Annotated in this window: 23 protein-coding genes; 4 read left to right on the top strand and 19 right to left on the bottom strand. The window is 47.3% G+C overall.

The window, feature by feature from the left end; all coding sequences use genetic code 11:
- Window positions 1–3 precede the first annotated feature (3 nt).
- Both TCA2_RS21370 and TCA2_RS21365 read right to left on the bottom strand, forming a co-directional pair.
- Window positions 4–714 carry an ABC transporter permease subunit gene (locus TCA2_RS21370; RefSeq protein WP_047913625.1) on the bottom strand — a complete coding sequence of 237 codons (711 nt, stop codon included), beginning with the start codon at window positions 712–714 and terminating at the stop codon, window positions 4–6.
- A complete protein-coding gene (locus TCA2_RS21365) occupies window positions 711–1,742 on the bottom strand; it encodes an ATP-binding cassette domain-containing protein (protein WP_193746101.1) in 1,032 nt (343 codons plus the stop codon). Before TCA2_RS21365 ends, TCA2_RS21370 begins: the two co-directional genes overlap by 4 nt.
- A gap of 280 nt (window positions 1,743–2,022) precedes the next feature.
- Here TCA2_RS21365 and TCA2_RS21360 point away from each other — a divergent pair, with 280 nt between their 5' ends.
- From TCA2_RS21360 to TCA2_RS21345, 4 genes are all read left to right on the top strand, one after another.
- On the top strand, window positions 2,023–3,093 hold the full coding sequence (locus TCA2_RS21360; protein ID WP_081872727.1) for a glycosyltransferase family 4 protein: 1,071 nt from the start codon (window positions 2,023–2,025) through the stop codon (window positions 3,091–3,093).
- Between the two features lie 146 nt (window positions 3,094–3,239).
- Complete coding sequence (vanR, locus tag TCA2_RS21355; RefSeq protein ID WP_047913623.1) at window positions 3,240–3,938, top strand: VanR-ABDEGLN family response regulator transcription factor; 699 nt, start codon at window positions 3,240–3,242, stop codon at window positions 3,936–3,938.
- Window positions 3,928–5,055 carry a vancomycin resistance histidine kinase VanS gene (gene vanS / locus TCA2_RS21350; RefSeq protein ID WP_047913622.1) on the top strand — a complete coding sequence of 376 codons (1,128 nt, stop codon included), beginning with the start codon at window positions 3,928–3,930 and terminating at the stop codon, window positions 5,053–5,055. The genes vanR and vanS overlap by 11 nt, the downstream gene beginning before the upstream one ends.
- A gap of 145 nt (window positions 5,056–5,200) precedes the next feature.
- Entirely contained in the window at window positions 5,201–6,178 is a 978-nt protein-coding gene (locus TCA2_RS21345; protein ID WP_047913621.1) for a D-alanyl-D-alanine carboxypeptidase family protein, read from the top strand.
- Between the two features lie 30 nt (window positions 6,179–6,208).
- Here TCA2_RS21345 and TCA2_RS21340 read toward each other — a convergent pair whose 3' ends face one another.
- The 17 genes from TCA2_RS21340 to TCA2_RS21260 form a co-directional block, all read right to left on the bottom strand.
- The gene (locus TCA2_RS21340) at window positions 6,209–7,255 is read right to left on the bottom strand and encodes a glycosyltransferase family 4 protein (protein ID WP_047913620.1); all 1,047 of its coding nucleotides are present in this window, start codon (window positions 7,253–7,255) and stop codon (window positions 6,209–6,211) included.
- A 19-nt stretch (window positions 7,256–7,274) separates the two neighbouring features.
- Window positions 7,275–7,979 (bottom strand): glycosyltransferase, encoded by a 705-nt coding sequence (locus TCA2_RS21335; protein ID WP_047913619.1) that lies wholly within the window; start codon window positions 7,977–7,979, stop codon window positions 7,275–7,277.
- Between the two features lie 70 nt (window positions 7,980–8,049).
- Window positions 8,050–8,631 (bottom strand): class I SAM-dependent methyltransferase, encoded by a 582-nt coding sequence (locus TCA2_RS21330; RefSeq protein WP_047913618.1) that lies wholly within the window; start codon window positions 8,629–8,631, stop codon window positions 8,050–8,052.
- Window positions 8,632–8,684: 53 nt separating this feature from the next.
- A complete protein-coding gene (locus tag TCA2_RS21325; RefSeq protein ID WP_047913617.1) occupies window positions 8,685–9,392 on the bottom strand; it encodes a glycosyltransferase in 708 nt (235 codons plus the stop codon).
- Window positions 9,389–10,336, bottom strand: coding sequence for an NAD-dependent epimerase/dehydratase family protein (locus TCA2_RS27705; protein WP_047913616.1), 948 nt, complete (start codon window positions 10,334–10,336; stop codon window positions 9,389–9,391). The genes TCA2_RS21325 and TCA2_RS27705 overlap by 4 nt, the downstream gene beginning before the upstream one ends.
- On the bottom strand, window positions 10,318–11,148 hold the full coding sequence (locus TCA2_RS21315) for an SDR family oxidoreductase (protein ID WP_047913615.1): 831 nt from the start codon (window positions 11,146–11,148) through the stop codon (window positions 10,318–10,320). Before TCA2_RS21315 ends, TCA2_RS27705 begins: the two co-directional genes overlap by 19 nt.
- Complete coding sequence (locus tag TCA2_RS21310; RefSeq protein ID WP_047913614.1) at window positions 11,145–12,131, bottom strand: polysaccharide biosynthesis protein; 987 nt, start codon at window positions 12,129–12,131, stop codon at window positions 11,145–11,147. The genes TCA2_RS21315 and TCA2_RS21310 overlap by 4 nt, the downstream gene beginning before the upstream one ends.
- Complete coding sequence (gene wecB, locus TCA2_RS21305) at window positions 12,124–13,215, bottom strand: non-hydrolyzing UDP-N-acetylglucosamine 2-epimerase (RefSeq protein WP_047913613.1); 1,092 nt, start codon at window positions 13,213–13,215, stop codon at window positions 12,124–12,126. The genes TCA2_RS21310 and wecB overlap by 8 nt, the downstream gene beginning before the upstream one ends.
- Window positions 13,216–13,344: 129 nt before the next feature.
- Window positions 13,345–14,658, bottom strand: coding sequence for a glycosyltransferase family 4 protein (locus tag TCA2_RS21300; protein ID WP_052512253.1), 1,314 nt, complete (start codon window positions 14,656–14,658; stop codon window positions 13,345–13,347).
- A 163-nt stretch (window positions 14,659–14,821) separates the two neighbouring features.
- Entirely contained in the window at window positions 14,822–15,958 is a 1,137-nt protein-coding gene (locus TCA2_RS21295; RefSeq protein ID WP_052512252.1) for a glycosyltransferase, read from the bottom strand.
- Between the two features lie 22 nt (window positions 15,959–15,980).
- A complete protein-coding gene (locus tag TCA2_RS21290; protein ID WP_081872723.1) occupies window positions 15,981–17,051 on the bottom strand; it encodes a DUF3880 domain-containing protein in 1,071 nt (356 codons plus the stop codon).
- Between the two features lie 263 nt (window positions 17,052–17,314).
- Complete coding sequence (locus TCA2_RS21285) at window positions 17,315–17,626, bottom strand: hypothetical protein (RefSeq protein WP_047913612.1); 312 nt, start codon at window positions 17,624–17,626, stop codon at window positions 17,315–17,317.
- Between the two features lie 68 nt (window positions 17,627–17,694).
- Window positions 17,695–17,982, bottom strand: coding sequence for a hypothetical protein (locus TCA2_RS21280; protein ID WP_047913611.1), 288 nt, complete (start codon window positions 17,980–17,982; stop codon window positions 17,695–17,697).
- The gene (locus tag TCA2_RS21275) at window positions 17,982–18,305 is read right to left on the bottom strand and encodes a hypothetical protein (RefSeq protein ID WP_047913610.1); all 324 of its coding nucleotides are present in this window, start codon (window positions 18,303–18,305) and stop codon (window positions 17,982–17,984) included. The genes TCA2_RS21280 and TCA2_RS21275 overlap by 1 nt, the downstream gene beginning before the upstream one ends.
- Before the next feature lie 23 nt (window positions 18,306–18,328).
- A complete protein-coding gene (locus tag TCA2_RS21270) occupies window positions 18,329–18,616 on the bottom strand; it encodes a hypothetical protein (protein WP_047913609.1) in 288 nt (95 codons plus the stop codon).
- A 253-nt stretch (window positions 18,617–18,869) separates the two neighbouring features.
- Window positions 18,870–19,496, bottom strand: coding sequence for a DedA family protein (locus TCA2_RS21265; protein WP_047913608.1), 627 nt, complete (start codon window positions 19,494–19,496; stop codon window positions 18,870–18,872).
- A gap of 219 nt (window positions 19,497–19,715) precedes the next feature.
- A complete protein-coding gene (locus TCA2_RS21260) occupies window positions 19,716–21,092 on the bottom strand; it encodes a glycosyltransferase family 2 protein (RefSeq protein WP_047913607.1) in 1,377 nt (458 codons plus the stop codon).
- Window positions 21,093–21,099 lie beyond the last annotated feature (7 nt).

Here is a 21,099-nt window from a genome sequence, read left to right as displayed (position 1 = left end):
CTCTTACCTCCACCTTTTCCGCTCGACGCCTTGAATGCTGAACGTGAGGAATAAGGCTGTCAAAGTAAGATAGAAGATAACATCCGATCCGCTAATGACACCCTTTGTGAAATTCATGAACCGGCTCGATAAGGAGAAGGGTTCAAGCCACGCTGTAATCGCCGCATTTCCACCGAAAGAATCCAGCATCCATAATACAAACAGAATAATAAAGCCGGCTACTGCCGAGACCATCTGATGCTGGGATAACGAGGAGGCAAACATTCCGATCGCCATCATCGCCGCACCGAGCAGGAAGAGCCCCAGCGCAGATACACACACTGTCGTCTCATTGATATCTCCATAGAAGGACATCAGCAGCGGATAAGTAAGACTGCACATAATAAGAGCCAGGAGAATGACCAAGCTTGCCAAATATTTGCCGAACACAATCTCCAATACACTCGAAGGAGAAGTCATCAATAGCTCATCTGTACCCTGCCGGAACTCCTCCGCGATCAGACGCATAGTCAGAAGCGGGATAACATATAGCAGCAGTGATATCGTATCCCCCAGAACAAGCCGATAATCGACGATACTTGGCTGATAGTAAACAAAGCTCATAAAAAACAAAAAACTCGACAGCAAGACATACACTGCAAAGGCAAAATAGGTGGTTGGAGCGAGGAAATAGGACTGCAGCTCTTTGTAAAATATAGCGAGCATCCGTTTCATGAACCCTCACTTCCCTTCGGCGCTTCCAGTCCTTGCACCGAGGCAGAGACAGCAAGTGAACCTTCCTTCCCGGATTTCACTCCGGCTTCATCTGTCGTCAGCTTTTGGAAAATCTCTTCAAGGGACTGATCCTGTTTCTTCAATTCGAGGATAGGGAGCTCCGATCTCGCCAGTAAATAAAATAATTCTTCTCGATAATCATGATGAGCAGAAGCATTCAGCTCTAAGCGGACGAGGCCGTCCTCTTCCTTGTGGGAGCTAAGCTCTACCTTCTCCTCCAAACTTTCTCCCCAGGTTTGGATCAACGGGACGACCGCCTCCGATTCCCCCTTCACAGTGAGAGAAACGTGAAACGACTGATTCATTGTACTGCCGATGGATGCAGGAGACCCATCCATTACCAGCTGTCCTTGATTAATGATCAGCACTCTGCTGCAAAGGGTGCTCACCTCGGGCAATATATGGGTACTAAGCAGTACGGTATGATTATCGCCGAGCTCTCTGATGAGATTACGGATTTCCATGATTTGATTAGGGTCAAGCCCTGATGTTGGTTCATCGAGCACAAGCAAGTCCGGCTTATGTATAATGGCACCAGCCAGCCCTACTCTCTGCTTGTATCCTTTGGACAAGGTCCTGATGATCTGACGCTCCCGACCAGCGAGGCCCAGTCTTGATAACATTTCGTCGACTCTCTGCTTTTGCTCTCTGGCGGGCACGTCTCTCAATTTAGCTACAAATCTCAAGTACGAAAGAATCGACATATCTGGATACAAGGGAGGCGTTTCGGGTAAATATCCGATACGGGATCGGGCTTTCTTACCCTGCTCATGCACGGATTCACCGTCGAGAAGCACTTTGCCTTCTGTCGGCCGTAAATACCCGGTGATCATACGCATAGTTGTCGTTTTGCCAGCACCGTTAGGACCTAGAAAACCGACGATCTCTCCCCGTTCCATTGAAAAGTCCATATGATGTACTCCCCTATGGCTGTCGAACGTCTTGCTTACCTGATCTAACCTCAGCACATTCGCTACTTCCTTTCTATATCAATTCAGACCGAAACATGGTCCATACTAAGCATAGCCATCCAACTATAAACATGGCTTAAATGAATTTAAAAGAATCCTTAAAAAAATATGTCCAAATTATGAACGGATAGCTCTCAGCCCACACTCTATACCGGTCAATCACGTACTTTAGATAGACGAACTAAATGGATACGGACAAATACGATAACCTACAACCGCCCATTTTCCCCTTCGTTCTATCTAACCGGCGTATAAGAAACTGCGGGAGGGATCTGCCTTGAAAGTCCTCTTTACTTTCTTTATTCCAAGCGGAGGTGTGGAAACACTTAACCGTTTGCGATGCTCTGTGCTGAATCAACATGGCATTGAAGCCCATACGCTGTACCTTAAGCCAGGGACAGGTATGCAGAATAATACCGGTACCGTATTCATTACCAATCATGATAACGAGATCAAGTCACTGTTAGACCAGCAGCAATATGATGCGATCATCGTCACATCGGATATCAACATGGTGGAACGGCTCCGGCTTGTACTGGATTACAGGGGGCGCATCATCTATGAAGCACAGGGTCTCGGCACGAGAGAAGCTGCGATCGAAACGATATGTACAGCGATGCCTTATCTGCAAGCACATGCGAATGCCGTACTCATCCCCCCTACAGCTCATCTTCAGCAGTTATTCGCAGAGATTTGTCCATTCATGCATCGTTTCATTATTCCAAACATGCTGGATACAACAACATTCACGCCGATTGATACCGATATCCCCCCCTATCCCGCCATTATGTGGATTGGAAGACTGGAGCATAATAAGAACTGGCGGGAGTTCCTTCATATCAGCCACCGTATTATTCAGCACAAGCCCAATGCGAAGATATGGGTATTTCATGACCCTACACTCGCGGTCCCGACCGACGAGCAGCAATTTTACGAAACGCTGAAGGCACTAGATCTGGAGGATAAGATTGGCATCTTCAGTAACATTCCGAATAGTATGATGCCGCAATACTATTCTATGGCCGCCAGATCGGGCGGAATCATGCTGTCGACTTCCATTATGGAAGGATTCGGCTATGCGGTTGCAGAAGCCATCAGCTGCGGTGTACCTGTACTTAGTTCCGATTCTGATGGTGTCAGGGCCTTCATCACCCACAATCAGACGGGTAAATTCTATTCGCTCGGCAATATTGAGCAGGCTGCTGCCGAGGCGATCGAGCTCATGGATAACCTGGCTCTTCGCGAACATATTCGACGTGCAGGCAGGGAGCATCTCGTTAACCATTTTTCCGGCAGCACATATGCGGTCTCCTTCAGACAAATGATGAATGCACTCTCTATTTACTAATCCATAGCGAACATTAACGCCCTGTTCTTCATGAAGACAGGGCCTAGGTTCGTTCTATGAGCACGATTCGCTTTCTGACCAAGCTATGGTTAAAATAAGACAATGAATAAAGTAAAGATAGCTGATATGAAGTAAAGGTGGTCCCCATGAGCACAAAGATTCTAGTTGTAGACGATGAAAAAGAAATTGCTGATTTGGTAGAGCTGTACTTAAAAGCCGAGAACTACGAGGTATATAAATTTTACAGCGGGAAGGAAGCGCTGGACTGCATTCAGCAAAATCAGCTGAACCTGGCCATCCTAGATGTTATGATTCCGGATATAAGCGGCTTTGATATATGCCAGCAGATTCGAGAGAAGCACCACTTCCCGATCATTATGCTTACAGCGAAGGAAGAAGAGATCGACAAAATTACCGGGCTGACACTAGGTGCTGATGATTATGTAACCAAGCCGTTTCGACCGCTTGAGCTCGTTGCCCGTGTCAAAGCTCAGCTCCGGCGGTTTACGAAGTACAATTTGGAGAATCCGTATACGGATGAGGACAGAATCATTGCCTTCTCCGGTCTGGTTCTCAATAAGAATACTCATGAATGTTACTTGAACGAGAAGCTGATCTCCCTTACGCCAACGGAATTCTCCATCCTCTGGATGTTATGCTCTAACCGGGGTCAGGTGCTGAGCTCCGAGCAAATCTTCCAGGAAGTATGGGGAGAGAAATATTATACAAACAACAATACTGTAATGGTTCATATCAGGCATCTTCGGGAGAAAATGAATGATCATATGGACAAGCCCAAATATATTAAAACGGTCTGGGGAGTAGGTTATAAGATTGAAGGATGATTTTCGAAAGCTCAAAAACAAAATAATTACTCAAATTCTGCTTACCGCGATCCTAACGGCCATTATTGGACTGGCAGCCAAGAACATTTTGATTGACGGTGTGCTTGAGGCTCCTTTTGCCGATGCATTCATCCGATTTGCAGAGGTCGTTCTAAGTATTGAGTACAAAACGGCGGTCCAGCTGTACTACCTTATATTTCAGCAGAACAAGGATCTGATACTCGGGATCTTTTTTATACTGCTGCTGTTCTTGATCTTCTATTGGACACTGAGCAGAGCAACCCATTATTTTAACGAAATCAACCGGAGCATGGATAAGCTGGTCGAGGAATCAGACGAGCCTGTAACTCTATCTCCAGAGCTTGAAGTCGTCGAGCGTAAGATGAATCTGGTGAAGGACACGCTCCAAAAAAGGATGAAGGATGCCCAGGAGGCGGAGCAGCGAAAAAATGATCTGGTGGTCTATCTCGCCCATGATATCAAAACACCGCTTACGTCCATTATCGGATATCTCAGTCTGCTGGATGAAGCCCAGGATATGCCGATGGAGCAGAAGGCCAAGTATGTGAACATTACTCTTGAGAAGGCATACCGCCTGGAACAGCTCATCAATGAATTCTTTGATATTACCCGCTTTAACCTGCAGAAGATTATACTTGAGCAGACGGATATCAGCCTCTCTATGATGCTCATGCAAATTGCGGATGAGTTCCATCCGATGCTGGCAGAGCATGAGCTTACCGTATCCGTACAGGTAGATGAGCAGCTGACACTGCATGGTGACCCGGACAAGCTTGCGCGAGTGTTCAACAACATTATGAAAAATGCGATACATTACAGCTATTCAGGTACAAATGTCGCTGTAACAGCCGTGAAGCAGCACGGTACGGTGGTCATCACCTTCGCCAATGTGGGGGAGACGATTCCTCCCCATAAGCTGAACACGATATTCGAGAAATTCTACAGGCTGGATACCGCCAGATCCTCTGCCACCGGCGGAGCCGGCCTTGGACTTGCAATCGCCAAGGAGATCGTGAATGCGCATGGCGGAACCATCACTGCGAGCAGTGACAGCTCACATACGAAGTTTATTGTCACGCTTCCGGGACAATCTTAAGAAACTCTTAAGAACTTGACCAGGAAAAATTAAAAAACAACTCCCTCTTACATGATTGAATGGAAGTAGTGCTCCTGAGTCCACACTTACCTGCGGCTCGCAACATCCTAGAAGCACTGCTATGTAAAGGAGTTGTTTTTTTAGCATGTCGAACACGAAGAAAAAGAATAAACGATTCTCGCTCAAAGGATTAATCTTAATTATCCTCACCATCCTGCTGCTTGCGGATCTGGAAGGTGTACTTCAACAGATCGATCGTGCTGCAAATCGCTGGTTCCAGAATACCAGAAACACTTCGGATGCGATCGTGCCTTATGAGCTGTACAGCTCGAACGCCAAGCTGGTACGTCTTGCTGACGACGAAGTATTGCTTCATGTTAATTCCGAAGAGAAAATATACCCCGCTTCCCTCACAAAGATCATGACGGCCATCCTGGCTATCGAAAGCTTGTCCAGTCTAGAAGAGAGCGTTCAGCTTAATCCTGCGTTATTTCCTCCCCTGGTGGCTGAAGGAGCAGCGATGGCCGGATTTCTGCCGAATGAAGAGGTAAAGGCGATTGATCTGCTCTACGGTACCTTGCTTCCATCGGGAGCGGAGGCTTCTGTAGCTCTTGCACAGCTTGTGTCCTCCTCGGAGGAAACTTCTGGAGCTCTCGAACAGTTTGTTTCCTCCTCGGAGGAACAGTTCGTCGCCAACATGAACAAAAAAGCAGCCGAGCTCGGAATGCGAAATACGCATTTTACTAATCCGACAGGGCTGCATGATGAGGAACATTACTCTACCATTGATGACCTGACCATTCTGTTGCAATATGCTCTTCACAACAAACAATTCAAGGAAATATTTACGACCACCCGTTACAGCACGAGTGTCAGCTCACTGCATCCTGATGGTATAACGATATACAGCACCCTTGCAGAACAGTCAGACCGAATGAAGCTGGCAAATGGAGAAATTAAAGGTGGGAAAACGGGGTATACCGAACGGGCGGGCTTATGTCTGGCGACTTATGCTGTCATCAACGGAGAGGAGTATATCCTAATTACAGCGGGAGCGGACGGCAATGCCCATTCCGAGCCCTATCATCTTCAGGATGCCATTCAGATCTATAATCTAATCTAGCTTGAATTTCTGGCCTTCAATATAAGTTCATCATTTCAGCAGTGAACGGCTGACAATATCGTTCACAACACGCTCAAACTCGCTGTAGCTCCGTTCCCAGGTGAACGCATAAGAATCCTGTTCGCCTCGAACCGCCAGCTTGTGACGTAGTGCCGGGTCCTCAATAAGCCGAATGATATCCTGTGCTAGCCGGTTCTCGTATCGGTAGGACATTAGACAATTTCGTTCATGTACCGCATATTCGGTATTCCCGCCTGAATACGAAGTGACAAGCGCTGCTCCGCACCGCATAGCTTCAAGTCCAGGCAAAGATCCGCTGTCATACGAACCAGAGCTTACATAGATGTCTGTCTGGTTGTAATGGAATCGAAGCTCTTCGTCATTCACCGGGGTGTATAGCCGATATTTACCGGATGCCTGCAGCTGCTGTATATCCTTTGAATCTGCATACTCGCCGGGCGGTGTAACAAGGTTAATGACCACGTCAGGATAAAGGGCCTTTACAATATCCAGCTGGCTGAGCAAATATTTCTGCTCCCGATGCCAGGAGAAGTCCCCTTCCTCCTTCCGATAGATGGAAGTGATATTAAGCGGCATATTCAGATGCTCGCGAATGTTCATGTTGTGAAAGAAACTGTTCACACCTACAGGAATGATGCGTCCCTTGATCCCATGATTTAAGTAGATCACATCCTGCTGCCATCGGGACAAGACAAGCAGATTCGGTGTCAGATTGTAAGAAGGAAAGGAATACTGATTATCTTGGAGAAAAGTCGGCTCATAGCATAATGATAAGCGGATATGCAGTCCTTTCCCCTCTTCACTGGCTTGCTGAGCAGGATAAGCTGTTGTATAGAAATTGGACACGATCACATCGCCGGCTGGAATATGATGTGCCAGCAGCGTATCATCTCCGGTTTGAATCAGATTGGCCTTCAGCTCATATTCAACAACACCGTACTTCGGCATGACCACTATAACCTCATGCCCGATGGTCGCCAGCCGGTTGGCCAGCTCCGTGAGCATGCGCTGAGCTCCGCCTCGGCATAGCGTATATACAGGAAAAATAAAACGCACACCTTCACCTCCCTATAGATCATATTAAGGACCGTAGTGACGTCCTGTGCAAAGCTTGGATGATTTGCTTCTCATTTTCAATGGCTTCATGGTGCTTGAACGTTCCCATATCGTCGTGTACGCGGTAGTGGACTAGAGGCTTGTTAATGATGTCGAGGTCGTAATGGGGAAGGATTCTTAGCCACATCTCATAGTCATTGGCGTATCGGAACACAGGACTGAACAGGCCGACCTTCTCAAATACTTTCATATCCAGCATGACCGTGCATCCATTGATTGGGCAGCCGATCAGGAGCGTCTCAACCATTTCTGCGCGCGTGCCAAGCTCTGGATATACCTCACCAATCTCTTCACTAAGGTGGTTAATATAGCTATAAGCAGAATGGCTGAAGGACAGGTTACGCCTCAGCATGAAATCGAGCTGCAGCTCGACCTTCTGAGGTACGAATACATCATCACTGCTCAGCCAGGCAAAATAATCTCCTGTCGCATGCACGATTCCCGTGTTCAGAGCCGTTGCTGTTCCTCCATTGATCTTGGGTATATAACGAATCTGGTCCAAGTAGGGAGTAACAAGCTCCTTGTGCACCGTCGAGCCATCATCGACTACAATGACCTCAACATTAGGATAGGTCTGATTCAAGGCACTCTCAATCGCTTCATGGACATATCTGCAGTTATATACCGGAATGACGATAGAAACTCTAGGAAGCTCTGCCCTCATAACGAATCACCTCGCTTTTTGTATCAAGTTAAAACGGATTACAAGGAAGCGTCCAATCCTATCCTAAGCTCTAGGTGTCAAGTGTTTTCCAGGCAAGAATGGCATCCATTGCTACATGCTCATTGTGGAAAGAAGTCTCAAAGGAAGGATTACCGAGATCATGAAATCCCTTAAGGACAATGACATGATACCCCAGCGCGAGCAGCTCCTGCTCATCCCAGCCGCTATGATGCTTCTGATATGCTTCACCGTTCAATTTATAATGATCCACACCTGACTGTGGAAAATATCCTCTTGGCGTAAAGATGATAATGCGGTGCTTAGCAATCTGTTCCGCTTGCTGCAGCAGCTTCATTCCGTCTTTCTTCGTAAAGTGTTCAAGAGAATCAATCATCGTAATTGTGGAGAACGACTTGTTGACGAACAACTGGCCTATTTTCCTTGCATCCGAATTAATCGGGATAATATGGGGTGACAGGTTCACTCGATGCTCAAGATAAGGGCGGTGAATTTCTAGTGCAACGATAAGTCTGGATTCATAATATTCAAGCAAATGTCCCGGACCGCTTCCAATATCCAGCACACTATCTGAGAACCTCAGCAGTTCACATAATAGAGGGAGTAAATCAGCTTGCTCAAGCTCCTGATACATAATGTAGGAGATCACTCCTTTCTGGCAGGACCGTAAGAGAGCACTTATCATGGTTAGATCTGCGCTCTTATACGATCCTGATACTTGGATTTAATCATACTAATCTCTTGTGATATCGCATCGCCGTGACGCAGGGTGCCCATCCCCTGATGTCTGCGATATGCGGTAAGCGGCTCTATAATATAGGGCATCGAGTATCCTGCAAGCAATACACGGTTCCACAAGTCATAATCGTGGGTATACCGTAACGACTCATCAAACAAGCCGACAGATTGAAAAATAGATTTGTGAAACATTACAGTACAGCCATTCACCGGATTGCCCATCAGAAACATACGAAGCATTTCCTCTCTCGTCATGGGTGAAGTACCGGCCCGGTATTGGAGTACGTTTCCGTGCTCGTCGATAAAATTAAAATTGGTATGCGATATAGAAGCGCCTGTCTCCTGCATCATGCGGACTTGCGCAGCAACCTTCTCTGGATAGATGATATCATCAGAGCTCAGCCATACGACATATTCTCCTGTTGAATACCGAATCCCATGATTCAGCGCTGTCGCTGTTCCACCGTTTTGCTTGCCAAGATAATAAATATAGGGCATATAAGGATGAATTAGATCGGTATGCACCGTTGATCCATCATCAACGACAATGACTTCCGTAGAAGAGTAGGTTTGTTCCAGCGCGCTCTGAATGGCATGAGGAATATAAGGACAGTTAAAAAAGGGGATTACGATGGTAACTAAAGGCTGATCCTTCATGCAGCTCCTCCTCTCTCCTTATGGCGGGCATCATTAAGGATATCCTGGATAGACTTCGCAAAAGGAATTTGAGGCGCCCATCCCAACTCGGATAGTGAAGAGTGATAGGGATACGACTCGCTTGACGCTCCTCCAGGCCCGGAGGTTGGAGAGCCCCATACGACAGGCACCTCTCCGGCAGCTTGGGACAGCATGAGCTCAGCGACTTCACCAAGTGTTCGTTCTTTGCCGGAGACAACGGGATAAACGACGCCCGGTACTCCTTTTTGCAGCAATAGAACATACGCTGAAACTGCATCTCTTACATCGAGAAAATCGCGCCGATCTTCCGGCGAAGATAGCCGAAATGGATCAGGATTGCTCCCTCCTTCCGCAGAGGCAACATGCCGGGCAAGCAATGCACAGATGCCTGTGGAAGGACCCGGGCCTATTAAATTTCCAGGCTCCGCATATATAATGTGCTGCCGATATAAATGTGTCCATGCCAATGTAACGATCTCTTCGACATATTTGCTGAGGCTGTAAGGATGGGGAGGTGCAGGTGGACTGCCAGCCTTCGGTGTATATTTCAGACGGGAACCGATAACAACGATCCTGCAGTGAGGTACTTCCCGCAGCGCATCAAGCAAATACAGCGGGGACATCACATTCGTCTGGATCGTTGTCAGCGGATCAGACCATGAGGAGGGAACGGAATTCTGTCCTGCCAAGTGAAGCACATAATCTGGTTTCGTGCTCTGTATCAGCTGATGAACAGAATGCCGATCTTCAAGATCGCATCTGTAGACATCCGCCTGATCAGGAAGGACGACGCCGGAAGATCCACGAAGCACTGCCGCTACTTTCGCACCGAGGCGTGTTAACAGGTCTACCGCATGCCTGCCCGTAAATCCTGACGCGCCGGTGACCAGTACAACTTTATCCTTTAGCGAATTATCGTCCATTCCGCCAGCTCCTTCAGCATGTCGGAATACGATGGCATAGACCACTTTGCGTCCTGCCGTGTCACCGCCAAAGTCCGATCTTGAACCATTTTGCCGCTCGGCACAATGACCGTATCCGATGCCTGCCATATTTCTTTGAATAGCAGAAGCAGCTCATACTTCGATACCGGCTCTTCGTGTGCGAGGTGGATCAGACCGGAAGTGTCAGATTGCATATAATGATCCACTGCCTTGGCCAGCTCGAGTGTCGTTACTCCGTTCCATCTCACATTCGTATAGCCTTGCACGACCCCCTTCTGATTCAAGAACCAATGCATAAGCCCAATACCGTGTTTTCGTATTTCAGGACCAATAATAGAGGTTCGGATGGTAAGATGACTCGGAGAACGAACTTCTCCGAGTGCTTTGGTAATCGCATAGACTGAATCGCCGTCAGTAACCGCATCCTCTGTATACTGGCCTGTGCCATCTCCTTTGAATACACAATCTGTACTGATATGGATCATCCGTGCATGGATCTGATCCGCAAGAGCGGCAAGCCGGTGCGGCAGAAATCCATTCACATGATAAGCCTGAATAATGTCCCTATCCGCATGATGATTCAGGATACCTACGGCATTAATGATCATATCCGGGCGCACTGCCTTAACCAGTACATCTACGCTGTGAATGTCATTCACATCAAGGACCAGACTATGAGGATCCTTCTTATCACGTGACGTATAGAAGACAGCATGCCGGCCTTGCTTCTTGAAATATTGAACCAGCATATGGCCTGCCATTCCATGTCCGCCTACGATGAGTAATTTCATGCAAGAAACCCCCCGCGCTGCAGGATTTCACGGATTTCCTCTTTCGTCATCAGATTAAACTCGGAGCTGAAGCTGGAGAAGGTAACGGGCTCGGAGTCCTTGTATCTCTCCTTGAGAACCGGCAGATTTAGTGTCGGTAGAATAACGAGATATTGATCATCATAGACAACCGTAGTTCTGCTCTCGAACTCGCTCATCAGTATTTCATGAATCTTCTCCCCAGGACGAGTCCCACGTTCGACGATCTGGACACCAGGAACTCCTGCATCTTCAATGAGCACCTCGGCCAGATCTACAATTTTGCAGGTCGGCATGGTCATGACGAAGATTTCGCCGCCAACACTTTCGATAGAAGCCTTGAACAGGAGCGAAATGGCATCCCGCAGGGTGAGGAAGAAGCGCGTCATACGCATGTCCGTGATGGATACCATCCCTTTGTTGCGTATTTGATCCTTGAACAGATGCACCACACTTCCGTTCGTACCGAGCACATTGCCGCCCCGCACGGTAACAAACGCTGTGCTGCTATGAAGCAAGTTGGCATAAACGATTAATTTCTCACCGATTGCCTTCGTCATACCGTAGAAATTGGAAGGATTCGCCGCTTTATCTGTGGAGATGTAGATCACCTTTTTAACTTGATTCTCAACCGCTGCTTCAATAACATTTTGTGTACCTATAACATTTGTTTTTAATGCTTCATAAGGCTGATCCTCACACACAGGCACATGCTTCAGTGCTGCCAAATGGTATACATAGTCGATTCCGCGGCAAGCAGCAACCAGCGCATCCTTATCCCGAATATCGCCAATACAAAATTTGAGACGTTCATCTTCGAATTCACGGCTCATTGCCACCTGGCTTGATTCTCCCCGTGAGTACACAATGACCTCTCTCGGATTCATGGTTAATAGCTGGCGTATCAGTTCGTGTACCCATGATCCTGTGCCGCCTGTCACAAGGATTCGTTGATTTTCAAACATGCAGTTTCCCTCCAAGTAGAAATTTGACGACTTTATCCGATACATCCTGAACCAGGTATCCCTTCGGGCATTCCCAATTGGACTTCAGCTCTACCATCAGTGTCACCGATTCTGAGATCCGATCCGCATCGATTCCTGATACAATATTGCTCCCACAGTCAACGGTTTCCGGTCTTTCCGTTGTCTTCCGCATTGTCACGGTCGGTATGCCCATAATGCAGCATTCCTCCTGTACAGTGCCGCTGTCCGTCAATGCACATCTGGCGTTCATTTCAAGCATCAGAAAGTCAAAGAATCCGAAAGGCTCATAAAATTCAACAAGTGGATGCATCTCCAGCTTGAGATGCTCTTTAATTCTGGCTCTCGTTCGGGGATGAATACTGCATATAATACGCTGGCCATGCACTGCTGCAACCTTGTTTAAGCCCTCCATAATTTGTTCCAGATTGTGGGGTACGTCTACATTTTCTGCCCGATGAGCGGTGACAAGAAAATATTGCCCTGACTTGAGTCCCAGCTTCGTCATAATATCGCTGGCCGTCGTTTGTGCTTCATAGTGCTTCATCACTTCGTAAATGGGGTTACCTGTCAATACGATTCGCTGACTCGAAACACCCTCGCGTATAAGATGATGCTTGCTCTGTTCGGTATATGGCATATTAATGGTCGATATCGCATCAATGACCCGCCGATTCTTCTCTTCGGGTACATCCAGATCGAAGCAGCGATTACCTGCTTCCATATGCACGACCGGAATTCCCATACGCTCGGCAAGAATGGCGGATAATGCACTATTCGTATCACCCAGAAGCAGAATTTTGTCCGGCTTCTCTGTGACGAGGATGGACTCCAGCTGCTCGAACATTGCTGAGAGCTGGCGTCCCAGTGAGGCTGCCTTATCCTGTAATACATAATCAGGTGTTCGTAAGCCCAGTTCTTTGAAGAATTGACCGCTTAGACTTTCCGTGAAATTCTGTCCGGTGTGCACAAGGATATGTCGACTGGCATACTCATCCAGCTTGGGAATGATTAGACTTAGGCGAATGATTTCCGGCCTTGTTCCGAGCACTGTCAGTATCTTCATGTTACTTCCCTCCTTATCGAGCCTTGCGAGCTCGCTTTCTCTGCTTTCGTACCCCGAGCTTGGTTCGCAGGCGTTTTTTTCTAGTGATGGCTGTACTGCGTTTTTTGGTTTTCGCACGCGGTTTAGATTTCAAGAGGGGAGCTTGCGACCGCTTTGTTTTTTTCTTCGTTTTCTTTTGGTTGGAGAAGGCTGATTAGCGGCTTGGTAAGCCTGCAGAGAGATTATGTTCCTTGCTGAATGCAGGTCAGAGAACCAATCGGGGAACAACGTGACCCACTGCTGCACCATGCTCGCGGTTCGCTTCTCATATGCTGCAGGTCCATACATCTGCTCAGCCTTGGAATGATTGTGTTGACCCGTCCGTGCAGATTCCTTCCGGTTGGTGATGAATGGGATCATCTTGGCGGCAAGCTCCTCTGTATCTCCCGGGCTGACAAGTAAGTGTCCATTGTCTACAGATTCCATCATTTCCGCGAGACCGCCCTGCTGAAAGGCAACAACTGGCTTAGCGAAGTACATGCTCTCAAGGGCCGTCATGCCAAACCCCTCTTTTACCAGGCTCGGAATGACTGCTAGATCCATCGCGCTGTATGCGCAGCTCACATCTTCAATGAAATCCGTGAATAAAAATTGATGAGCAAATCCTGACTGCTGAATTAGAGATATGCACTCCTCATAATAGGCCGTATCCACTGCTGTACCGATCACCCAGAACCGGGTGTGGGGGAATCGTTCGCATAACAAGAGCGCGGATTGAATAAAAGGCTTAAGACCCTTTGCTTCATATATAAATGAGGAAATATATCCGATACAAAAATGTCCGGGGGTCAGCCCCAGCGTCTTCCGCTGAGTCTGACGCAGACCTTCCCATTCATCTGGTGCGGCAAGAGCTTCATTCCAGGTAGGAGGCAATACAGTTAGTTTCGAAGGGATCGAGCTGTGCACAAGCGGCTCAGTAACAGCATGAGAGATGGCAATCACCCAATCACTATGCTCATCAATGAACTGTATAGCCTCAGCCGTGTAAGGATTGGTTTGAATGATTTCAGTGAGCTTCCAGATGGCAGGAATGCCAAGTATGCGGGCAGCCATTACCGGGATAACATTTACACAGGTATTGGAGACGATGAGGTGTGGATTTTCTTCATGAAGCAATTGCACAACTTCCTGGGAAGAAGGATGCTGCATTAACTCGGCAGCGTCCTCTCTCAGCTGCTCATAAGGAATATACATATAGTGGAGAAGCTCATAAGGCTGAATGATGACTCGGATCTCAGCCTCTCTTGCCATTCGAGCGATAATTCCTTCACAGGGTACAACCAGTACACAATCAAAATAGGATTCCATTTGCCTGCAGAAGCTGAGGAGCAGCTTCTCAGCCCCCGTGATACTCTGTGTACTGCTGATATGACTGAACAACATCAATTTAGGTTTAAGTGTCATAGAGTGTACAACCCTTTAGTTTCCACTGGATTACGGATATCAAAGGGTGCCTTCACCTCCTTTTTCCAGGTACACTATAACCACAATATATTCTGTATTTAAATATGACCGGCACGACAAATGAACCATACCATTCGTACAATTTCCACATCACTGTGCAAGCTCATCCGAATATAATCTGCAGCAGGCTGTTTAAGCGATGACTGTAGGTGTGTTCATTCCAGGTACGTTCGAATCCCCGAAGCGCAATCTCTCTTCTCTTGTCTTCATTTGCCAAATAAAATTCAATCTTCTCTATCATTTCGGTCGGAGATTCATACGTTTCGATCTCGACACCCGGGGTGTAGAACCGAATCAGGTCGGAGCGGGCATCTGTAAGCTGCAAGGTAGCACACGCGGATATTTCAAAGGTGCGGGGATTGGGGGATAGAGGAGGGATCTTAATGCTGTTGTTGTTCATCGAATCATCCTCATGTGAACGGTGCAGGTTCAGGACGATTTTCGTTCCATTGTACACGTCCCTTGTCTCTTCAGGACTCATCCAGCGATTGAGTTCAATTTGGCTGCGATACATTTCGTAATCGGGAAGTCGGTCCCACCATATCCCGTTAAACACTGTATTGTGAGACATGATCTGTGGAAGTACGGGATTAAAATACTGCACGCGGTTCCAGTAGCCAGAGCCGATGAAGCTGACATCTCTGCGGACAGCAGTCGGCGTCATGTTAGGATAATAGTGATGAATAAAGGCGCCGAACGGCAGATAATGCACCTCAGCACACCCATGATTACGATACATTTCAACACAGTTGAGCTCAAGTGTAAAAATATAATCATAATGTGGAGCAATGTTTAGGGTCATATCGGTATAATAAGAGTCATCCGTCAACCATACGGCGGTTCGAACCCCTAAGCCTCGAATTTGATCTACCACTTCCACAGGCAGGAACATTCCATCCAGTGCAAGCACAAGATCCGGCATAAACATACGTACTGTTTCAAGCGCAGATTCATCAGGATTCACAATGTGTACAGCGGAGCAGAGCGTCTGCAAGGTCTCAATAATCGCTTGATCAATCGGTGAGTAGGGAAAGCCCTTCCCTGAGGAGATATATACAACTTGAATGGGGCGAACCGGCAGAGGCTCCTGAGCCCGGCTCATCAAAAAATTGGCGCGCCCTCTCAAATAGCCGTCATCGAACCCTCTTTGAAATTGCTGTCTGTGCACAAGAGATTCGGAATTGTAGCCAAATCTTCTTGTTGAAGAAGCCTTTTTCTTTGGTTTCTGTCTCACAGCCACGCCTATCGTCCTCCTTTTGTTTTTAAACATGATTTAGCAGCATCTCAAGCCGGTGCTTCATGGTATGGCGCAGATTCGTCGTCATGAGACCTCGCCAGGCAACAGACAGACGCTCTTGTTCGTGCGTAAGATAATATTCCATTTTCTCCTGGAGGTCTTGTGCCGTATGAAAGGTCTCAATGTCATATCCCGGTCGATAATACAGCGTGAGATCATCTCGTACATCCGTCAATTGGAGCGTGCCGCAGGCACTGATCTCATACGTGCGGGGATTGATAGAGCCGCCCTGAATTTGATGGGTATTTCGATTATCTAATCCCGCTTCGCAAGGTCTGTGCATATTAATAACGATTTTGGCTCCATTGTAATAATTCACAGATTCAGCAGGCGGAATCCAGCCTGAGTGAATAAATGGACGAAGCAGCTCCAAATTGCTGAGCCGATCCCATTCCCCTCCTGCAATCATCACACGTTTGTTCTTCAAGTAAGGAGCAAGCGCATCGAACAAAGCGATTCGGTTCCAGAATCCACTGCCAATAAATACGATATCGTATCGATATTCCGGTGCGATTTGCCGCGGTCTGAACAACGAGGTATTCACTCCGAGCGGAACATAATGCACGTGCTCAGCACCCAGATTGCTGTAGAACGGTACTGTATTCAGCTCATGTGTAAACACCAGATCATAATGCTGGGAGATCGATGCTGTTTCCTCTGTAAAATAGGGATCATCGACAAACCATATGGCCGTTCGGATTCCGTGTGATCGAATCTCTTGTATCTGTGCAAGATGATCTTCGGGGAAGATATGAAGTCCATTTAACACGAGCACCAGATCAGGGGTGTGCTCTATAGCGCTCCGGGCCATTGCAGATCGATCTGCCACCACGCATTCACGAACAGAAGAGTTCAGTGCATCGATGATCCCTTCATCAATCGCATCAAAGCCCTGAGGAACATACATGACCTTCAGATCTCGAAGCACGGGAGTAAATGGCTGTGTTCTGCCAAGCACCGCTTCACATCCGCCATATCGTATCCCCTGCTCATATCCATCCTGATAACCCTGCAGCCTCCGCTTAGTCCTGTTCACCTCTCGTTCTCACCCTCGCCCAAGTGGTATAGTGTAATCACTTCTAACTATATGCCAGGGTGTCAAATGCATCATGGACCGTTGTCCTCACCTGTACAAATTTGGCTTTTGCCCCGAGTACATCTATCCTGATTTCTTACCTTAAGCCCAAGTTTCAAAAATAAAAAGGGCTTGTACCCTGCGTAAAAAAAGAAAAACTGTCTACAAGTGACCGAAGTAATGTCGGCTTGAAAACAGTTTATGCCATTCAAAAAATGAAGAAATTATTGCGCCTCATAGGCCAGTTTATGTCCATCTTCGAATCCTTGAGCGAACCCGGCGTTGAAGCCTTCGCTGTATGCGTCTTTGTACTCCGGTGCGGCGATGGTTTCTCGTGGAGACTGGACACGTTTTTTGCGGAGCTGACGCTTCTTGCCCGCTGGAGATAACCGTTTCTTTACTCTCTTCTTGCTTGAAGTCATCTTGGTCAGCTTTTTCTTGGTCACCCCGGTGACCTTTTTCTTCTTTCTGACGGATGTAGCGCGGGCACCAGCCTTTGTACCGGAACCCGTTACCCTCTTTTTTTTTCTCTTCATATTTACTCCTCCTGTGGACTTAATCAACGATGAAACAGTTCACGGTATGACGAATTGAGCCGTACTGCTCACGTATTTCGGAGCAACACAAACGCTGTATCCTCATCAGGATACCAGGGGGGAGCAGGGCTGCCTTTCTTGATCGGCTCAAGTGAGATCCCATGGATGCTCTCTGCCATCTCCTGCTGACATTTGGCGATGAGGTCAATATGCTTCATTAACTGTGCTGCAGGAATGGCTGCCAGCTCATAGCCATCTGCTATCGTCTCCAGCATACGAGAAAGTGCAGTCTGGCTTCTCGCAATCGACTCCAGCAGGGCAAGCTTCGCCTCCCTCTCTCTCGCTAACAGGCTCATCACTTACCCACATCAAGATCCATCATAGAATCAAACGAACCGCCATCCTGCTCTCCTTGGCTTAACAAGGCCTTCAGATTGCTGTTCAGACCGGCTTCCATCCGATTAACTCCCTCAAGAAGCTCAATTAAATGCTCCTGCAGCTTAAGCGACATATTCAACTGCTCCTCATGGCTCTCGAATACTGCCCCGCTTAAATGATTAACAGACCAATTTCTTATCTTCTCCGCTTCCAGCGCCTTAGCCTCCAGAATCAGAGATATATTATGCTGCAGCTTAACGGCAGCGTCCATAATTTGAAGCATAGATTCCTCTCTGCTCATCACTCTCACCCGCCTTGTTGCTTCTATTCTTCATCCGATGCAGCCATTTCCCTAACGATATGCGTAATGGAGTCAGCAATCATCTCTTCCAAATCAGCCAGATTACCCAAATACGATACAATTCCGGCATTTAATTGTCCTGCTCCATCGATTAGTCCCTGCATATCGGTAAAATGCGGCAACATGTCCGGCATTACACTGATCATCTCTGCCATGCGCACATTCACATGCCGTTCCGCTTCCAGGACTCTTGCGACTTGATGATGGGCATGCGCTAGATGAGCGAGCACTTCATCGAGTTTTTGCTGCACTGGACCCAACCTCCCTCTTCAAAATACAACTCAAGATTAAATTCCGGCCTCATCAGCATTTGCCTTCCATAGCATATGCATGGCCCCGGAACTCAGTGCTTGTTAGACACGCTTGCCGCTGTGGATATTTTAAGGAACAATGATTGGCCATACAGGGAAGGTAAGGAGTCAGTATAAATAAAAAAAAGCACTGGATGCTCTCATCCAATGCTTGGTTGCTGGTTATATTTGGAATCATGGTGGAATCACCATCTTATTCTCGATTCTGCTGAGCTCTTCGGATTCTTCGAAGGATCCATCTTACCAGCTGGTACAAGACAAAGACAATTCCAATCAGAATAAGAGTGCGTGTCAGCGACTTCTCCACCATGTTGAATACCTGCTTCCACTGCTCACCGAAGAGATAGCCGATGAGGAAGAACACGGTCACCCACAGTGCCGTTCCACCATATGCATAGGTAGCTACGGTTCGATACGGAAGTCGAATAATGCCTATAAAATAGCCGATGAATTGTCTGACTCCCGGAACAAAAAAAACAAAAAGCAGAAGCTTGTCCCCATATTTGTCATACCGTTTTCTTGTTTTCTCAAGAAAATCCGGATGAATGGACAGCCACTTCCCAAACCGATCCACGAGGGGAGACCCAAATCTGTATCCGATCGCGTAGGTAATCGTCACTCCGAGACAGGCTCCAGTCAGTGCCAGCAGATAAGCCGGAAGCCATTCCAGCAGTCCCAAATAAACAAGATATCCCGTATATGTAAGCGTGCTGTTGCCAGGGGGAATCGGCAAAGCGATAAAGTCCAGAGGCAGGCCAATTAACAATACATAATAGCCGTATTGATCAAATAATCGTTCAACGACGTCAATTAAATTCATATAATCTCCTATATTCGGGCCCTAATGTTATTTTTGAGTAGACAATCAAGGGCAGCTACAAACTCACTACTGAAAATATTATTAAAATTGGAAACTATAATCAAGTTTAACCCTTCCAGGCACCAAAAAGCCGGACCCATGAGATCTACCCAGGGATCCGGTTTATTTATATTTTGACGAATATCCCCCTGACTCTAAACTATTACACCCTCATTCCATCTATAATATAGGGCTGATCAGCATAGGCGGTGCAATAATAGGAAGTCCTTGTGGAATGGATTGCAATTGTTCGGTCGTAAGCTCATAAATGTCTTGCTGATCAATTCCCCAGCACTCAGCTGCATGGGGTGTAATGAACAGCCTTCGCTTTCCATCCTTCAACTGAAATAGATGCTGTGCTGCCTCAGGACTGCTGTCAGTCACGATGCTTCCATCAGGGATCCCGATCGTCATCTTCCCGGCTTGCTGCTGCTGTAACTCTTCGGGTGTATGGAGCTGGATGATATCCCCGGTTGGAATGGACTGCAGCTCATGACGAGACAGCCGAACAGCTCGATTGAATACCGCTGCTTGATGCACATCCTGCAGCTCTAGAGGATGCTTATGGCCATCCTGTAACCAGTACAGCTTGCTGCCGCTCGTTTTGACCAATCTGCGATCAGGATAAAATTGATAGCTCGGGATGCCGCGCACTCCAAATTGTTCATACGCTGCACCATTCGTATGCCGCGTTTCCTGAATCAACTGATGCGGATTCCCCCATTTTGCCTCATAAAACTTCGCATTCCCATGATTGGTTTCTTCAAACTGTGAATTCTCTATGCTCTTCATGCTTACACTGCCGAAATGATGAATAAAGCTGTCTCCCGCGATGCAAAGTTTCCTCCCGGACAACCTGATACGAATCATCCAGTCATCATCCTCGTAATTGCCAATGCGATAACCTTCGTCCAGATATCCAATGTCATACAGCAGCTCTCTTCGAAACAATAAACAGAAGCCTACAAGACGATCTGTATATTTCCATTTACCAGGATCAGGCTTATTAAACCCCTCTGCAAAGGGAAGCATATCCTTCACATCGGAGTAGGGAACCTCTATTTGCTGCTCTCCACCAATATAATTGGTGACGGGTCCTACGGCAGCTATACCTGCATCACTGTCCAAACAGCTGAGCATGTTCGTAAGCCATCCCGGCGTCACCACAACGTCATTGTTCAAGATGACAATATATTGACCTCTGGCCATCATCAGACCATGGTTAACACCGCCTGCAAATCCCAAATTACGCTCCAGCACCGTGTATCGGACATTCAAGTCTAGAGACCGGAGGTAATCTGCCGTACCATCCGTCGATGCATTATCCACAACTACAATTTCATAAGGATGAGCGGTGTGAGTCTGAATGCTGGCTATACATCCTTTCAATAGATCCATCTGATTATAGGTAGGAATGACGATACTTGTTCCTTCCATCCACTTGCCGTATGAATGAATACCATGAGTCTTACCTTGATCGTACCCTTGTTGAAAGCCTTCCTGAAACGAAATCACTCGCGGCGTCTTCCGCATCTGCTTCTTGGTCTTTCGGTTCATCCTTGTC

This window comes from Paenibacillus sp. TCA20, assembly GCF_000732325.1.
Taxonomy (GTDB): domain Bacteria; phylum Bacillota; class Bacilli; order Paenibacillales; family Paenibacillaceae; genus Paenibacillus; species Paenibacillus urinalis.
This window is presented reverse-complemented; position numbering and strand designations above follow the sequence as displayed.

Excerpts from the sequence above, each read along its gene's own strand:
- TCA2_RS21370 (WP_047913625.1), bottom strand. The coding sequence starts at position 714 with ATGAAACGGATGCTCGCTATATTTTACAAAGAGCTGCAGTCCTATTTC.
- vanR (WP_047913623.1), top strand. The coding sequence starts at position 3,240 with ATGAGCACAAAGATTCTAGTTGTAGACGATGAAAAAGAAATTGCTGAT.
- TCA2_RS21345 (WP_047913621.1), top strand. The coding sequence starts at position 5,201 with ATGTCGAACACGAAGAAAAAGAATAAACGATTCTCGCTCAAAGGATTA.
- TCA2_RS21335 (WP_047913619.1), bottom strand. The coding sequence starts at position 7,979 with ATGAGGGCAGAGCTTCCTAGAGTTTCTATCGTCATTCCGGTATATAAC.
- TCA2_RS21330 (WP_047913618.1), bottom strand. The coding sequence starts at position 8,631 with ATGTATCAGGAGCTTGAGCAAGCTGATTTACTCCCTCTATTATGTGAA.
- TCA2_RS21325 (WP_047913617.1), bottom strand. The coding sequence starts at position 9,392 with ATGAAGGATCAGCCTTTAGTTACCATCGTAATCCCCTTTTTTAACTGT.
- TCA2_RS27705 (WP_047913616.1), bottom strand. The coding sequence starts at position 10,336 with ATGGACGATAATTCGCTAAAGGATAAAGTTGTACTGGTCACCGGCGCG.
- TCA2_RS21315 (WP_047913615.1), bottom strand. The coding sequence starts at position 11,148 with ATGAAATTACTCATCGTAGGCGGACATGGAATGGCAGGCCATATGCTG.
- TCA2_RS21310 (WP_047913614.1), bottom strand. The coding sequence starts at position 12,131 with ATGTTTGAAAATCAACGAATCCTTGTGACAGGCGGCACAGGATCATGG.
- wecB (WP_047913613.1), bottom strand. The coding sequence starts at position 13,215 with ATGAAGATACTGACAGTGCTCGGAACAAGGCCGGAAATCATTCGCCTA.
- TCA2_RS21300 (WP_052512253.1), bottom strand. The coding sequence starts at position 14,658 with ATGACACTTAAACCTAAATTGATGTTGTTCAGTCATATCAGCAGTACA.
- TCA2_RS21285 (WP_047913612.1), bottom strand. The coding sequence starts at position 17,626 with ATGAAGAGAAAAAAAAAGAGGGTAACGGGTTCCGGTACAAAGGCTGGT.
- TCA2_RS21280 (WP_047913611.1), bottom strand. The coding sequence starts at position 17,982 with ATGAGCCTGTTAGCGAGAGAGAGGGAGGCGAAGCTTGCCCTGCTGGAG.
- TCA2_RS21275 (WP_047913610.1), bottom strand. The coding sequence starts at position 18,305 with ATGAGCAGAGAGGAATCTATGCTTCAAATTATGGACGCTGCCGTTAAG.
- TCA2_RS21265 (WP_047913608.1), bottom strand. The coding sequence starts at position 19,496 with ATGAATTTAATTGACGTCGTTGAACGATTATTTGATCAATACGGCTAT.
- TCA2_RS21260 (WP_047913607.1), bottom strand. The coding sequence starts at position 21,092 with ATGAACCGAAAGACCAAGAAGCAGATGCGGAAGACGCCGCGAGTGATT.